The following is a 15,196-nucleotide window of genomic DNA, read 5'->3' on the forward strand; positions in this document are numbered from 1 at the left end:
ACCATGACCATCAGCCTCAGCAAGGGACAGCGCGTCTCGCTCCTCAAGCGGGAGGGCGGGACGTTGACCCGGGCGCACATGGGCCTCGGCTGGGACGCCAAGACCGTCCGCGGCTTCTTCGGCCGCGAGAAGGAGCAGGAGATCGACCTCGACGCCTCGTGCCTGGTCTACGACGGCTCCGGACTCCTGATCGACCAGGTCTGGTTCCAGCAGCTCGTCAGCGTCGACGGCTCGATCCGCCACACGGGCGACAACACCACCGGGGCCGGCGACGGCGACGACGAGAGCATCGTCGTCGACCTGCTCGGCGTCGACGCGCGGGCGCAGACGCTGGTCTTCGTCGTCAACAGCTACTCCGGCGAGAACTTCAGCCAGATCGAGAACGCCTTCTGCCGGCTCGTCGACGCCACGAACGGCGTCGAGATCGCCCGCTACGCCCTCTCCGGCTCCGGGTCGCACACGGCCCAGATCATGGCGAAGCTCGTCCGCGACGGTAGCGGCTGGAGCATGCAGGCGATCGGCGAGCGCGCGCAGGGCCGCACGATCCGCGACCTGCTGCCCGCCGTCGCGCGCATCCTCTGACCTCACTTCCACACCACCACCGCACGAAGACTCGACAAGGAGAACCACACTCATGGCCATCAGCCTCAGCAAGGGCGGGACCATCTCGCTCACCAAGGAAGCAGGACCCCGCGGACTGACCGCGATCACCGTCGGCCTCGGCTGGGACCCGGCGCCGCAGGGCTTCGGCGGGACGACCGACCTCGACGCCTCCGCGCTCCTCCTGGACGCGTCCGGCCGGGTCGCCCAGGACTCCGACTTCGTCTACTTCGGGAACCTCGTGCACGCGAGCGGAGCGGTCAGCCACCTGGGCGACAACCTGACCGGCGAGGGCGAGGGGGACGACGAGCAGATCGTCATCGACCTGCTCGCCGTGCCCGCGGGCGTCGAGTCGGTCACGTTCCTCGTCAGCATCTACGAGGCCGAGAAGAAGGGGCAGACCTTCTCCTCCATCGCGAGCTCCTTCATCCGCGTGGTCAACAACGACGGCGGCAGCGAGCTCGCCCGCTTCGACCTCGGGGCGGGAGCCGGATCGACGAGCACCCTCGTCTTCGGCGAGGTCTACCGCGACGGCGCGGAGTGGAAGTTCCGCGCGCTCGGCGACACCTACGACGGCGGCTTCGAGGGCACCCTGCGCCAGTTCGGCGTCAACGTCTGACCCCCGTGCCGCGGGCCCCGGGACTCCGGGGCCCGCGGCCCCCTCCGGCGCGACTCCGCCGCCGCGAGCCAGCAACCGCACGACAGGACGGGAAGAACATGCTCAAGACATTCGGGTGGTCGTACGCGGTCACACTGGCGGGCATCGCGCTCGGCTTCCTCTACGGCGGGGTCGAGGGGCTCGTCCTGGTCCTCATCCTCTGCGTGCTGGAGGTGTCGCTGTCCTTCGACAACGCCGTCGTCAACGCCGGGATCCTCGACCGCATGACCGCCTTCTGGCAGCGGATCTTCCTCACCATCGGCGTCCTGATCGCCGTGTTCGGGATGCGCCTGGTCTTCCCCTTCGTCGTCGTCGCCGCGACCGCGGGCCTGGGCCCGATCGAGGCGATCAGCCTGGCGATGGAGCAGGGCGATCCGGAGGAGCCCGGCAGCTACGGCTACATCCTGCACGAGGCGCACCCCGCCATCGCCGCGTTCGGCGGCATGTTCCTGCTGATGCTCTTCCTCAACTTCCTCTTCGACCCCCGCGAGCGCCTCTGGATCCGCTGGATCGAGCGCCCGCTGCAGAGCATCGGCCGGGTGCAGAACATCCACGTCGTCGTCGCGCTCGCCGTGCTCGTGTCGGTCGCGGAGTTCCTCGCGCCGGAGCCGGCCGTGGTGCTGATCTCCGGCGCGATCGGCACGGGGACCTACCTGCTCGTGAACGCCCTCGGGAACCTGTTCGAGGGGCAGGTCGAGGGGATGCCGGAGGCCGGCACGACGAGCGGGACGGTGAAGGTCGCCGGGCGCGCCGCGTTCTTCCTCTTCCTCTACCTCGAGGTGCTCGATGCGAGCTTCTCCTTCGACGGCGTCATCGGGGCGTTCGCGATCACGTCCGACCCGATCCTGATCGCGATCGGGCTCGGCGTCGGAGCGATGTACATCCGCTCCCTCACCATCCACTTCGTCCACCGCGGCACGCTCCGCGAGTTCGTGTTCCTCGAGCACGGCGCGCTCTGGGCGGTCGGCGCGCTCGCCGTGATCATGCTGCTGACCGTCTCGCTCGAGATCCCCGAGCTGGTGACCGGCCTCATCGGCGTGCTGTTCATCAGCGCCGGCTGGCTGAGCAGCATCGTCTCGAACCGCCGGTCCGCCGCCGCCGAGTCCGAGGCCCCCGGGGTCCGAGAGGTGGTCTGAGCCCGTGCCGCTGAAGCACTTCGACACTCTGTCGCCCGACCAGCTCGACGAGCTGTTCGACGTCCAGCCCGGCCCGATCCCGCTGGACTCCGTCACCGGGGAGCTCGGGCTCGCCCTCGGCGCCACGCTCTACATCCCCGCCGACCGGCCCTCGCTCGTCGAGGACGTCCTCTCCCGCCGCCGCAACGGCGTGCAGTCGGTCGTCGTCGATCTCGAGGACGCCGTCCGTCCCGACGCCCGCGCGGCGGCCGAGCGCGCGGTCGTCGCCGCGCTCGCCCGGCTCGCCGCCTGCGAGGACGGACGCGCCGACGGATCGCTCCACTCGCTCCCCGCGGTGTTCGTGCGCGTCGCCGACGTCGGCGGCATCGTGCGCATCGTCGCGGCCCTCGGCCGCGACCGCTGCGCCGCCCTCACCGGGTTCGTCCTGCCGAAGTTCGAGGCGGGCGCCCACGGCGAGGCCTGCTTCTCGGCGCTCGCGGAGGCCGAGCGCGTGGCGGAGCGGCCGCTCTTCGTGATGCCGGTGATCGAGGCGGTGTCGGCGGCGCACCGGGAGACGCGCTTCGCGCAGCTGATCGCCGCCCGCGCCCTCCTCGACGCGCACCGCGCCTCGGTGCTCTGCGTCCGGATCGGAGCGACCGACCTGGCCTCGGCCTTCGGCCTGCGTCGCGACGGCGAGTCGACCATCTACGACGTCCGCGTCGTCGCCGACGCCATCGGCGACGTCATCAACGTCTTCGCCCGCGAGACGCCGTGGGCCTATCCCGTCTCGGGCGCCGTCTGGGAGCACTTCTCCAAGCAGACCCGCATCCAGAAGCCGCGCCTGCGCGAATCGCCCTTCCTCGACCGGGACGCCCCGCACTACCGGCGGGCGCTCCTCGACAAGGGACTCGACGGCCTGATCAACGAGATCGAGCTCGACAAGATCAACGGGCTCTCGGGCAAGACCGTGATCCACCCCTCGCACGTCGCGGTGGTGCACGCCCTCAGCGCCGTGCGGCACGAGGAGTTCTGCGACGCGGTCGCGGTGTCCGCGGCTCGCGAGCGGGGCGGCGTGCTCCGCAGCCAGGCCCGCAACAAGATGAACGAGGTGCGTCCGCACTCGGCCTGGGCCGACCGCGTCCTCCTGCGCGCCGCGGCCTTCGGGGTGCTCCGCCCCGACCTCGGCTACGTCGACCTGCTGATGCAGCTCGACCGGGTGAAGCGATGACCGCCGGCCTCGCGGAGCTCGCGCCGATCGTCCTCGCCGTCCGCGACAATCCGCTCCGGCGCCAGCTGCTGGTCAGCTCCCTCCTCGGCAAGCACGTGCCGGTCGCTCCGTCCGTCGTCCGCGACGCCGCGGACCGGCTCGCCGCCCTCGTGGCCGGGACTCTCCGCTCGGCCGGAGCCGATCCGGCGGAGTCCGTCGTCATCGGCTTCGCCGAGACGGCCACCGGGCTGTCGGCGGCCGTCGCCGAGAGCCTCGGCGCCCGCCGCGACGCCCACTCGACCCGCTACCTGCTCCCGGGCGACGTGGTCGACGGCGACTTCGAGGAGGCGCACTCGCACGCGCCCGGCCACCTCGTCCTCACCGGAGCGCTGCCCCCCGGACCCGTCACCGCACTCGTGCTGGTCGACGACGAGGTCACCTCGGGGCGGACCGTGCTCGCTCTCGCGCGGCTCCTGCTGGCGCGGCATCCGGCGCAGGTCGTCGTCGTCGCCGCACTGCACGACTCGCGCTCGGCCGAGCAGCGGGCGGACTGGGCGGAGGCGGCGGCCGGTCTCGACGCGGCCGTCCACCTGGTCGCGGTCCACGAGGTCGACGCGGTCGCGGTGGCCGAGGCGGTGGCCGCCCTGGAGTCCAGCGGCGCGGCGCTCGCCCGCGTCCTCCCGCGGCCGAGGGCCGGGTCCGCCGGCTGCGCGCGGCGCTGCTGCCGACCCGCACCGCGGCCGGCTCCGGCCGCGAGGACCGGTCGCGCTCGCGCGCGGCGGTCGCCGCTCTCGGCCGCCGGCTGCTCGAGGAGGAGGGGCTCGCCGCCCTGGGCGCCGGCGACGAGATCGTGGTCCTCGGGACGGAGGAGTTCCTCCGCATCCCCCAGCTGCTCGCGGAGTTCCTGGCGGAGCACGCGGCGGCGCGAGTGCTCACCAGCTCGACGACCCGGTCGCCCGCCCTGGTCCTGGACCGACCGGACTACGGGCTGCGCTCGGGCGTCGCCGTGCGCATGGACGTCGCGGGCGAGGAGGGAGCGCTCCGCTTCGCCTACAACCTCGCCGCGAGCGACGCCGGCGTCCGGGTGGCGATCGTCTGCCACGACGAGACGGTCTCCCCGGACGGCGACGGCCCGGAGGATCTGCCCGCGCGCCTCGGCGAGTGGTTCCGCGTCATCGACGTGCTCGCGACGCCGCTGACCGCGCCGGCGCCGGCCCCGCTGCCGCTCACCGGTCCGGAGTTCTCCAGCTACGCCGCCGAGGACGTCTCCTGGCTGCTCAGCGACCTGTCGAGCCACGCCCTCGAGCGGCCGCGGGAGGAGCGCGAAGGACCGATCCAGGACGGCACCCGCCACTACTCCGAGTCGCTGCCGATCGAGTACGAGCCGACCGCGCAGTACCTCGACGCGTACGAGCGCGCGCTGGAGCGCGGCGCGGAGTCGGTCGCCGCCGGCATCGCCGCCCTCGGCGCGCGGATCGAGCGCCGCCACGGGCCGGCCCCGGTGCTGGTCTCCCTCGCGCGGGCCGGAGTGCCGATCGGGGTGCTGCTGCGGCGCTGGTTCCTGCGGGAGCGCGGCCGGAGCGTCCCGCACCTCGCCCTGTCGATCGTGCGCGGCCGCGGGATCGACGCCGTCGCGCTCGACCACGTGCTCGCGCTCGCGCCGCCGGAGTCGATCGTCTTCGTCGACGGCTGGACGGGCAAGGGGGTCATCGCCGACACGCTGCGGACCGCGGTCGCGGCGCACCGCTTCGCACCGGGCGTCTGGCTGCGTCCCTCGCTCGCCGTCCTGAGCGATCCGCTCGGCGTCGCCGACCTGCGCGCGACCCGCGACGACGTCCTCGTGCCCTCCGCCTGCCTGAACTCCACCGTCTCGGGCCTGGTGTCGCGCACGGTGCTCTCGAGCGACCTCATCCGCCCCGGGATGTTCCACGGCGCGAAGTTCTACCGCCATCTCGCCGCGGCGGACCGGTCGGCGCAGTTCCTCGCGGCCGTCGAGGCGCACTCCGGGACCGTTCCCGGCCCTCCGCCCGGCCCTCTGCCCGAGCCGGAGCCGCCGCAGCCGGCGCGGGCCGCGGCCGAGATCGACGCCCTCCTGCTCCGCCACGGGGTGCGGCACCGCGATCTCCTCAAGCCCGGGATCGGCGAGACGACGCGGGTCCTCCTGCGCCGGGTGCCGCGCGGGATCGTCGTGCGCTCGGACGCGGCCGGCGAGGTGGAGCACCTCCGGGTGCTCGCGGCGGACCGCGGCGTCCCGGTGACCGTCGACGACGAGATGCCCTTCGTCGCGCTCGGGATCATCGAGGACAGGGGCGCCTCGTGATCGCCGCCTTCCTCGACCTGGACCGCACGCTGATCCACTCCGCGCGCTCCGTCGGCGCCCACCGGGAGGGACTGGCGGTGGTCGAGCACATCGACGGCAGCGCGTCCGCCTTCGCGCCGGCGGGTCTCGCCGCCGATCTCACCGCGCTCGCGACCGGCAGCGCGGTGGTGCCCACCACGACCCGCTCCGTCGCGCAGCTGCGCCGGGTGACGCTCTTCGACGACGTCCCGCACCGCTTCGAGATCGCCGCGAACGGCGGAGTGATCCTCGAGCACGGTGCGCCCGACCCCGAGTGGTCGGCCCGCGTCGCCGAGGCCGTCCGGGACACGGGAGTGAGCGTCCCCCACGTCCGGGACCTCGCCGCGGGCCTGGTCCCCGGTGCGACCGCGCGCGTCGTCGACGACGTCTTCGTCTACCTCGTCTCCCCGGACGCGGAGTCGGCGGAGGAGGCGACCGTGCTGCTCGGCCCCGTCGCCGTCGGCCTCGGCTGGCGGTGCAGCCGTCAGGGTCGCAAGGTCTATCTCGTCCCCGAGGTCGTCGAGAAGGCCGTCGCCGTGGCCGAGGTCGCGCGGCGACTCGGTGCGCGGATCGTGCTCGCCGCGGGGGACGCCGAGCTCGACCGGAGGATGCTCCGCGAGGCCGACCACGCCGTCGTCCCCGCGCACGCCGAGGTGCTCCGGCCCCCGGGAGTGCACACGACCGCCGCCGCCGGCCCCCTCGCGTCGACGGAGATCGTCCGCTGGCTGCGGGACGTCGTCGAGCAGTGTCACCAGCGCTCCGCACCCGCGGGGCCGGAACCGAAGGAGACCCCGTGGACATCGGTGGCTGGCTGAACTTCCTCGCCCAGAGCACGGTCCTGCTCGTGGGCTGCCACCTGATCGTCGCGCTCGTGACCGGGCTCGCTCTGGCGCCCCCGGCCGGCGTGCCGAAGTGGGCGGCGCTCGTGATCTGCGCGCTCGTCCCCGTGCTGGGACCGCTGGTGCTGGCCGTCGTCGTGCTGGTGCGGACGCTGCGCAGGCCCGACCGGGCGAGCGCGCGGCCGGCCGTGGCGGATGCGGCGGCGATCCCGACCGGCGCGGCCGGTGCCGGGACACCGCCGGCCGAGCCGACCGCGTTCCCGGGGTTCGGGACGCCGCCTCCGCCGTCGTTCGGGGCGGGATCGTTCGGGGCGTCGTCGTTCGGCACGGGGTCGTTCGGGACGGCGTCGCCGCCGGCCTCGTCGTTCGGAGCGTCGTCGTTCGAGCCCGCGTTCGGCGCCCCGTCCTCCGCGTCCACGGCCTGGACCGCGGGATCCGAGGCGGTCGCCGCCGCCGTCGTGCCCCCGGCGCGGGGGCTCCGCGCCCGCGCGGTCGCGGTGCGCGCGACGCATCAGCCCCTCTCGACGGTCCGCCTGGCCCTCCTCGCCGTCCTGGTCGTGGCGGTCGCCGCGACGGCGTCGATGCTGCTCGTCGGCTGGTTCACCTTCGACTCGCGGATCGTCCCGCCGCTCAGCGTGGTCGCCTGGGGGACCGGGATCGACGTCGCCGTGCTCACCTCCGCGGGTCTGCTCGCCGTCGTCCTGGTGCTGGCGTGGTGGCGGCCCTCGAGGACCGCCGCCGTCGCCGCGGTGACGCTGGGCGGAGTCTGGACCTTCGTGGCCGGTTCGGTGCTGGCGCTGGCGGCGCCGGTGACGGAGCTGCTGAGCGACATCGGCGCGCTGTCCTACGACGTCGGAGACGTGCTCGGCTCGTTCGGGCTCCGGGGCGAGGTCGGAGTGGTGACCCTCCCCGAGGGTGTGGACCTGAGCGCGGTCGGGCTCCCCGGACGCACCGTCGACCTCAGCGCGGTCGACCTCGCCGCCCCGATCCCCGCGGCCACGCTCGAGCTCGGACCTGGGTGGTTCATCGCTCTCGCGGTCGGCATCGTCGTCATGCTGTGGGCCCTGGTCGAGGTCGCGGCCGTCAACAGGGTCTCGGCTCGCCGCTGATCCCGACCGGGGTGGGGCGTCGGCGAGACAGTGGGACGGGCGGCGGCCGCGGGTCGCGTCTACGGTGGAGGCGACCCCGAACGGAACGAGCAGCATGGCCTCCCTCTCCGCGCGCCTCGGCCTCGGCCTCGCCGCCGTCGGCCGCCCCGCCTACATCACCGCGGGCCGCGACGGCGACCTCGGGCCGCCCGAGCGGCGCAGCGTCGACGCCCTCCGCGCGCGCACGCACGAGCTGCTCGACACCGCGTGGGACCTCGGGGTGCGCTTCCTCGACGTCGCCCGCTCCTACGGGCGGGCCGAGGAGTTCCTCGGCGGCTGGCTCGCGGAGCACCCCGAGCGGCGGGCGGAGCTGACCGTCGAGTCGAAGTGGGGCTACGAGTACGTCGGCGACTGGGCGATGGACGCCGCGGTGCACGAGCGCAAGGAGCACTCGGTCGCGATGCTCGAGCGCCAGTGGTCCGCGACGCTCGCGGCGCTCGGCAGCGCGCCCGACCGCTACCTCGTGCACTCGATCACCCCGGAGAGCCCGGCACTGACCGACCGGACGCTGCTCGACCGGCTGCGCGGGCTCGCCGGCTCGGGGGTCGTCGTCGGCCTCTCGACCAGCGGAGCGGAGCAGGCCCGCGTGATCCGGCTCGCTCAGGCGATCCCGGACTCGCCGTTCCGCGTCGTGCAGTCCACCTGGAACCTGCTCGAGCGCTCGGCCGGAACGGCGCTCGCCGAGGTGCACGACGCGGGCTGGACGGTCGTGGTCAAGGAGGCGCTCGCGAACGGGCGGCTGGTGGGCGAGCGCGCGTCGGCCGCGCTGCGGCGGCTGCCGGGGGCGCCGGAGGACCTCGCGCTCGGCGCGGCGCTCGCGCAGCCGTGGGCGGACGTCGTGCTGAGCGGCGCGGCGACCCCCGGGCAGCTGCGGGAGAACCTGCGAGCACGAGCGGCGGCGCTGCCGGCGGCGCTGCCGGCGCTGGAGCTGCCGACACAGGACGCCGCGGAGTACTGGGCCGAGCGCTCGGCGCTGCCCTGGCGCTGACGCGCGCGACGGCGGCCGGTGCGCCGGAGCGCCTCCGGCTCGTGGAACGACCTCCGGCTCGCGGTTTCGCGTGGTTCTGACGTGCCGGGGGTGATTTCGCGTGCTGGAGCTCGGGTAGTGAGCACCTCCGGCTCGTGGAATGACCCCCGGCTCGTGGTTTTGCGTCATTCTGGCGTGCCGGAGGTGGTTTCGCGTGCCCGAGGTGGGCGGAGTCGGGTTCGGCTCGCGGGATGACGTTCGGCTCGCGGATTCGTGCGGATTTCGCGTGCCCGAGGTGGTTTCGCGTGCCGGAACTCGGGAGTGAGCACCTCCGGCTCGTGAAATGAGGTTCGGCTCGTGGTTTCGCGTGGTTCTGGCGTGCCGGAGGTGGTTTCGCGTGCCGAAGGTGGGGCGGAGCCGGGTTCGGCTCGCGGAATGAGGTTCGGCTCGTCGTTTCGTGCAGTTCTGGCGTGCCGGAGGTGGTTTCGCGTGCCGAAGGTGGGGCGGAGTCGGGTTCGGCTCGCGGAATGAGGTTCGGCTCGTCGTTTCGTGCAGTTCTGGCGTGCCGGAGGTGGTTTCGCGTGCCGAAGGTGGGGCGGAGCCGGGTTCGGCTCGCGAAATGAGGTTCGGCTCGTGGTTTCGCGCGTTTCTGGCGTGCCGGAGCCGGTTTCGCGTGCCCGAGCTCGGCGGCGGCCGCCGCGTCCTCGCGCGGAGGACGCGCCTGTCACCAGACCCGACCCGCGACGCGCCGCGCGCCCCGCGACGGATCGACGCCCGAGGGGTTAGTCTGGAGCCAACGTCCGTCGAATCGCGCCACAGCAAGCCCTGGCGCTCCGGACTTCCGCACTGTAGTGCGGAAGAAGAGTGCGGCACCGCCCCTCCCGTCGGGCTGACCCCTCTCAGAGTGCTCTCAGACTGAGTCTTCCTCCGCCGCCTTGACGGCGCTCCTCCGCGGCTTAGCGTGTCGTCCACGTCGCCCCTGCGACGCGTCCGCTCGCTCTCCCCCGGCGAGGGACCGGCTCTTCTGACGCTCTCTGCGGAGTACCCCATGTCGCGTGCCCGAACAGTCCTCGCTCTCTCGATCGCCCTGATCGCGGGCACGCTCGTCGTGCCGGCCTGGGCGGTGGCGGACCCCGCCCCGACGACGCAGGTCGACGGCTTCGAGCGCGCCGATCCGGGCCTCTCGGCCGTCACCGGAACGGTGCAGGCGACCGCCTCCGCGGACTCCTCGGAGGGCGGCTCGGCGCTGGCCGTCGACTACGACGTGACCGCCGGGCTGGCCGAGCTGGCCTACGACCCGGTCGACGCCCCGGTCGTCCCGACGCCGGTCACGGCGCTCACGGTCGACCTCCAGGGCGACGGCTCGTACAACACGGTCTACCTGAGGGTGCGCGACGCGAGCGGCGAGACCTTCGTCCACCGCATCGACGCGATGCGGGCGACCGACTACCAGACCCTCACCGTCGACCTCACCGCCGAGCCGGCCGCGCGCGAGGGCGGCAACGCCGACGGCATCCTCGACGCCCCGCTGACCCTGGCCGGCGTGCTCGTGGTGCGCAACGGCGAGCAGCCGCCGACCGGCGCGTTCGTGCTCGACGACGTCCGCGCGGTGACCACGGGCTGGAGCCTCCCCGTCGCGGCGGCGCCGTTCGTCTCGCCGCAGGCCGGCGAGCAGGCGTCGTTCTCGTTCGAGGCCGCGACCGCGGGCGACTGGGAGCTGCGGCTGACCGGCGCCGACGGCCGCTCGCGCCTGCTCTCGGGCACCGCCGCCTCCGCCGGCACGACGACCGTGGACTGGGACGGCGAGGACGACCAGGGCGCCGCGATGTCCGGCGAGGTGCGCGGCGTCTTCCGCCAGGACTCCACGGCCGACGGCGTGCTCGGCGCCGGATCGACCACCGGGATCCCGCTGCTCGTCACGCTGGCCGGCGCCGACGACGCCGCGCTCACCGACCTCGTCGAGAGCTTCGACGCCGGCCCCGACGGCTGGGGCGTCGCCTCCGGCTCGGCGGTGCTGCGCCGCGCGACCGCGACCGGCCCCGCCGCCGCCGCGCGCACGCAGGGCTCGGACGCGCTCGCCGTGGACTACGACCTCGGCGCCGGGATGACCGAGATCTCCCGCACCGCCCCGCTCACCGCCGCCGACGGCCCGGTGACCGGGCTCAAGGTCGATCTGCGCGGCGACGGCAGCTACAACACCGTCTACGTCCGCCTCGCCGACGCGACGGGCGAGGTCTTCACCTACCGCCTCGACGCGATGCGGCACTCGACCTGGGCGACGATCCCGGTCGACCTCACCCAGGACCCCGTGCTCGCGGAGGGCGGCGACGCCGACTCCGTGCTCGATCTGCCGCTGACGCTCGCCGGCTTCTCGGTCGTGCGGAACGGCCAGCAGCCGGCGACCGGCACCTTCCTGCTCGACAATCTGCGGGTCGTCAGCAGCCGGTGGACGCTGCCCGTCTCGGACACCGAGTTCCTCGAGCCCGGCGCGGAGGCGACCCTCGGCTTCACCGCGGCCGGCGGCGGCGACTGGCGGATCGAGCTGCGCGACGGCCAGGGCCGCGCCCGCGACCTCACCGGCACCGCGACCGCGGCCGGCGACGTCTCGGCGGTCTTCGACGGCACGGCCGGCGACGGCACGGCGATGCAGGGGCCGATCAGCAGCACCTTCCTGCAGGACTCGACGCCCGACGGCACGATCGACCAGCCGCGCACCCGCTCGGCGACGCCGATCCTGTTGACCGCCGCGGCCGCGGATCCGATCACGGCGACCCTGGTCGAGGGCTTCGAGACCGCGGCCTCCGGCTGGCGGGTCGCGCTCGGCAGCGGCACGGTCTCGACCACGACGCAGCGCACCGAGGGCGCGCAGGCGCAGCGGATCGACTACGACCTCTCGAACGGACTGCTCGAGACCGTGCAGGGCACCCCGGCGACGGTGCTGACCGCGCCGGCCCGCGGACTGCGGATCGACCTGCGCGGCGACGCGAGCTACAACACGGTCTACGCCCGGCTGCACGACGCGACCGGCGAGACCTACACCTACCGGCTCGACGCGATGCGCTCGACGTCCTGGGCGACGGTCGACGTCGATCTCACGGGGGCCCCGGCGGCGGTCGAGGGCGGCGACGGGAACCAGGTGCTCGACCTGCCGGTCACGCTCAGCGGCTTCCTGGTGGTGCGCAACGGCAACCAGCCGGCCGTCGGCTCGGTGACGCTCGACAACCTGCGCGTCCTGACCTCCGGCTGGTCGATGCCCGTCTCCTCCACCGACTTCTTCACCCCGGCCTCCTCGGAGACCATGACGGTCGACTTCACGGCGAGCGGCCCCGGCGACTACGAGCTCCGGCTCGGCGACGCCGACGGGCGCACGCGGACCGTCACCGGCGAGGCCGCGGCGGCGGGCCCCGTCTCGGTGCCGCTGGACGGCTCCGACGACGCGGGAGCGATGATGCGCGGCGACATCGACGCGGTCTTCGCGCACGACGACTCGGCCGACGGCACGATGGCGGCCAACCCCGCGCGCAGCGGCACGGCGGTGCTGCTCACCGTCGCCGACACCGACTCCGACGCCGCGGTCGCCGAGTCGTTCGACACCGGTGGCGCCGACTGGGTCCGCGCCGCGGGCACCGTCACGCCGACCACCTCGACCACGCGGACGGAGGGCTCGGGCGCGCTGAAGCTCAGCTACGACCTGACCCGGGGCGACGCCGAGACGGAGGCGAAGACGACTCCGGAGGCGCTGCTCACCCAGCCCGCCTCCGCGCTCAAGCTCGACGTGCTCGGCGACGGCAGCTGGAACACCGTCTTCCTCAAGCTGCGCGACGCGACGGGCGAGATGTTCCTCTACCGCGTGGACGCGCTGAGCCTCTCGCGCTGGACGACGGCGACGATCGACCTCCGGGCGCCGGCCGCGGACACGCACCTCGGCAACGAGGACGGCGTGCTCGACTACCCGGTCTCGCTGGTGCGGGTCAACATCGTCCGCAACGGCGCATCGGCCCCGGCCACCGGCTCCGTGACGCTCGACAACCTGCGGATCGTGGACAAGGACTGGACGCTGCCGACGGCGAGCAGCGAGCGGTTCTCGCGGGAGAACGCGGCCACGACGACGGTCCGCTTCTCGGCGGGAGCACCGGGCGACTACGCGCTGACGCTCGCCGACAACGGCGGCCGCACCCGCAGCTACACCGGCACCGCGAGGGCGGCCGGACCGGTGAGCGTGGTCTGGGACGGCACCGACGGCTCCGGAGCGGGCATGGCCGGCAGCGTCTCGGCGCGGCTGGCCTGGGACTCCACCCCGGACGGAGCGCTCACGGGCGCCGCGACCGCCGCGCAGCCCTACCTGACCGGCGTCAGCGCGAAGGCGACCGAGGCGTCGCCGACCTCGATCAGCGGCATCAACAGCTTCCTCACCGAGCAGGACTCGCCCGTCGAGGCGGACCGCCAGGCGGCGCTGCTCGAGGACGCCTCGGTGCGCTGGGCCCGCGAGGAGTTCGAGTGGAAGCGCATCGAGCCGCGGCGCGGCTTCTACGACTGGGCGAAGTTCGACCAGGCCGTGGCGATCAGCCGGGCGCGCAACGTCGACATGATCGGCAAGCTCGCCTACTCGGCGCCGTGGGCCTCCTCGGCTCCCGCCGGGACCGCGGCCGACGTCGCCCAGTACTACCCGCCGTCGGACACCGCGGCCTTCGCGGCCTACGCGGCGGCGACCGTCGAGCGCTACAAGGACCGCGTGCACGTCTGGGAGGTCTGGAACGAGCCGAACACCGACTACTACTGGCGCGGCGGGACCGCCCAGCAGTACGGCGCGCTGCTGAAGGCCGCGTACACCGCGATCAAGGCGGCGGACCCCACGGCGACCGTGCTCGTGGGCGGGCTGGACCAGTTCAGCGACCCGTTCATGCAGGGTGTGCTGGACGCCGGGGCCGGCGACTCCTACGACGGGCTCGCCATCCACACCTACGCCGTCTCGGGCGCCCCCGAGGTCAGCGCGATCCCCACCTACCTCGACGCGGCGGAGGCGTTCCTCGCCCGGACCTCGCCGGAGCGGAGCCTGTGGATCACCGAGGTCAGCTGGGCGACCTGCGGGAGCTGCGCGCACGCGACGAGCGAGGCCGACCAGGCCGCGTTCCTCTCGCGCTCGTACCTCGACGCGGCGGCCAGGGGGATCCGGGCGATCGCCTGGTACAACCTCGTCGGTGGGTCCGATCAGGAGAACTTCCTCGACACCTACGCGGTGACGGAGAAGTCGGGCCGGCTGAAGCCGGCGTACACCGCGCTCAAGGACGTCGGCGCGATCCTCGCCGAGGGCACGGCGGTCGGCCGGGCGGGAGCGACGGCGGCCTCGGCGCCGGTCAGGGCGGACGACTTCGGCACCCTGTCGAAGTTCGCGGTGGCGCCGATCGGCGGCGGCAGCGCGACCCTCGCCACGACGTCGACCAACTACTCCGGAGCCGCCTCGCTGAAGCTCGACTACGCCTTCTCCGGCTCGTCGAAGGGGGCGCAGATCCAGACCAGCCGGCCGCTGACCGGCTCGCCGACCGCGGTCTCGGTCTGGGTGAACGGCGACGCGAGCGCCAGCCCGGTCTACCTCAAGATCACGGACGCCACCGGCGAGACCTTCCAGGGCCTGGTCGGCAACGCCGGGGCGCCGGGCTGGGAGAAGATGACCCTCTTCTCCGACGGGCTCAACCCGAACTACAGCCACTCGGGCGGCGACGACGACGGAGTGTGGGACTACCCGGTCAAGCTCACCGACATGTTCGTCTACAAGAGCACCTCGGGCGTCACCGCCGGCACGATCCTGATCGACGACCTGACAGCCGACTACGGGGTGAACCTCCACGGCACGGTCTTCCACACGCCGACCGAGACGATCCAGGCGGTCTACACCGCGGGCCCCTCGACCGCCTCGATGCAGGTCTCGGGGACGCAGGCCTCGGTGCTCACCGCGGGCGGCCGCTCGGCGCTCGCCGTCTCGGACGCGCACTCGAGCGTGACGCTCGGGAAGCTCCCGACCTTCGTCGCCTCGGGCTTCGGGGTGTCGCCGCAGAGCGGGCCGCGGGGCAGCACCGTCACCCTCGACTGGCTGACCCCCGACGCCGCGATCAGCACCGTCGTGGCGCAGAAGGCGAACGGCTCCTCGGTCAAGACGCTCGCCTCGAACAAGGAGTACCTGTCGGGCCGGCAGACGATCAGCTGGGACGGCAAGCTCTCGAACGGGACGGTCGCGCCGGCCGGCGGCTACCTGATGCGGATCACCACCGTCACGCTCGACGGGCGCACGGTGGTGACGAAGGTGCCGTTCACGCTCACCTGATCCGC

The 15,196-nt window shown here is 73.7% G+C and carries 10 protein-coding genes; 9 read left to right on the forward strand and 1 reads right to left on the reverse strand.

Translation table 11 applies throughout. From position 1 onward, the window contains the following. The first annotated feature begins 3 nt into the window (after positions 1-3). From GSU72_RS00370 to GSU72_RS00385, 4 genes are all read left to right on the forward strand, one after another. Entirely contained in the window at positions 4-582 is a 579-nt protein-coding gene (locus tag GSU72_RS00370) for a TerD family protein (RefSeq protein ID WP_159982749.1), read from the forward strand. 52 nt (positions 583-634) lie between these two features. Beyond that, positions 635-1,219 (forward strand): TerD family protein, encoded by a 585-nt coding sequence (locus GSU72_RS00375; RefSeq protein WP_159982751.1) that lies wholly within the window; start codon positions 635-637, stop codon positions 1,217-1,219. Positions 1,220-1,317: 98 nt separating this feature from the next. Continuing rightward, positions 1,318-2,394, forward strand: a complete 1,077-nt coding sequence (locus GSU72_RS00380; RefSeq protein WP_159982753.1) for a DUF475 domain-containing protein — start codon at positions 1,318-1,320, stop codon at positions 2,392-2,394. Positions 2,395-2,398: 4 nt separating this feature from the next. Further along, positions 2,399-3,601, forward strand: a complete 1,203-nt coding sequence (locus GSU72_RS00385) for an HpcH/HpaI aldolase/citrate lyase family protein (RefSeq protein WP_159982755.1) — start codon at positions 2,399-2,401, stop codon at positions 3,599-3,601. Here the strand turns inward: GSU72_RS00385 and GSU72_RS21155 are convergent. Next, the gene (locus tag GSU72_RS21155; protein ID WP_167306077.1) at positions 3,559-4,185 is read right to left on the reverse strand and encodes a hypothetical protein; all 627 of its coding nucleotides are present in this window, start codon (positions 4,183-4,185) and stop codon (positions 3,559-3,561) included. The two genes, GSU72_RS00385 and GSU72_RS21155, sit on opposite strands and share 43 nt — an antisense overlap. Before the next feature lie 116 nt (positions 4,186-4,301). On the opposite strand from GSU72_RS21155, the gene GSU72_RS00395 reads away from it, so the two are divergent. From GSU72_RS00395 to GSU72_RS00415, 5 genes are all read left to right on the forward strand, one after another. Then, on the forward strand, positions 4,302-5,900 hold the full coding sequence (locus GSU72_RS00395) for a cysteine protease StiP domain-containing protein (RefSeq protein WP_279631749.1): 1,599 nt from the start codon (positions 4,302-4,304) through the stop codon (positions 5,898-5,900). Further along, the gene (locus GSU72_RS00400) at positions 5,897-6,733 is read left to right on the forward strand and encodes a sucrose-6-phosphate hydrolase (RefSeq protein ID WP_159982761.1); all 837 of its coding nucleotides are present in this window, start codon (positions 5,897-5,899) and stop codon (positions 6,731-6,733) included. Before GSU72_RS00395 ends, GSU72_RS00400 begins: the two co-directional genes overlap by 4 nt. After that, the gene (locus GSU72_RS00405) at positions 6,712-7,866 is read left to right on the forward strand and encodes a hypothetical protein (RefSeq protein ID WP_159982763.1); all 1,155 of its coding nucleotides are present in this window, start codon (positions 6,712-6,714) and stop codon (positions 7,864-7,866) included. The genes GSU72_RS00400 and GSU72_RS00405 overlap by 22 nt, the downstream gene beginning before the upstream one ends. Before the next feature lie 94 nt (positions 7,867-7,960). Next, positions 7,961-8,893 (forward strand): aldo/keto reductase, encoded by a 933-nt coding sequence (locus tag GSU72_RS00410; RefSeq protein WP_159982765.1) that lies wholly within the window; start codon positions 7,961-7,963, stop codon positions 8,891-8,893. Positions 8,894-9,920: 1,027 nt separating this feature from the next. After that, a complete protein-coding gene (locus GSU72_RS00415; RefSeq protein WP_159982767.1) occupies positions 9,921-15,191 on the forward strand; it encodes a cellulase family glycosylhydrolase in 5,271 nt (1,756 codons plus the stop codon). The last annotated feature ends 5 nt before the right edge of the window (positions 15,192-15,196 follow it).

Origin of the sequence: Rathayibacter sp. VKM Ac-2760, assembly GCF_009834185.1 — a bacterium.
Classification (GTDB): domain Bacteria; phylum Actinomycetota; class Actinomycetes; order Actinomycetales; family Microbacteriaceae; genus Rathayibacter.

Excerpts from the sequence above, each read along its gene's own strand:
- GSU72_RS00410 (WP_159982765.1), top strand. The coding sequence starts at position 7,961 with ATGGCCTCCCTCTCCGCGCGCCTCGGCCTCGGCCTCGCCGCCGTCGGC.
- GSU72_RS00375 (WP_159982751.1), top strand. The coding sequence starts at position 635 with ATGGCCATCAGCCTCAGCAAGGGCGGGACCATCTCGCTCACCAAGGAA.
- GSU72_RS00370 (WP_159982749.1), top strand. The coding sequence starts at position 4 with ATGACCATCAGCCTCAGCAAGGGACAGCGCGTCTCGCTCCTCAAGCGG.
- GSU72_RS00415 (WP_159982767.1), top strand. The coding sequence starts at position 9,921 with ATGTCGCGTGCCCGAACAGTCCTCGCTCTCTCGATCGCCCTGATCGCG.
- GSU72_RS00380 (WP_159982753.1), top strand. The coding sequence starts at position 1,318 with ATGCTCAAGACATTCGGGTGGTCGTACGCGGTCACACTGGCGGGCATC.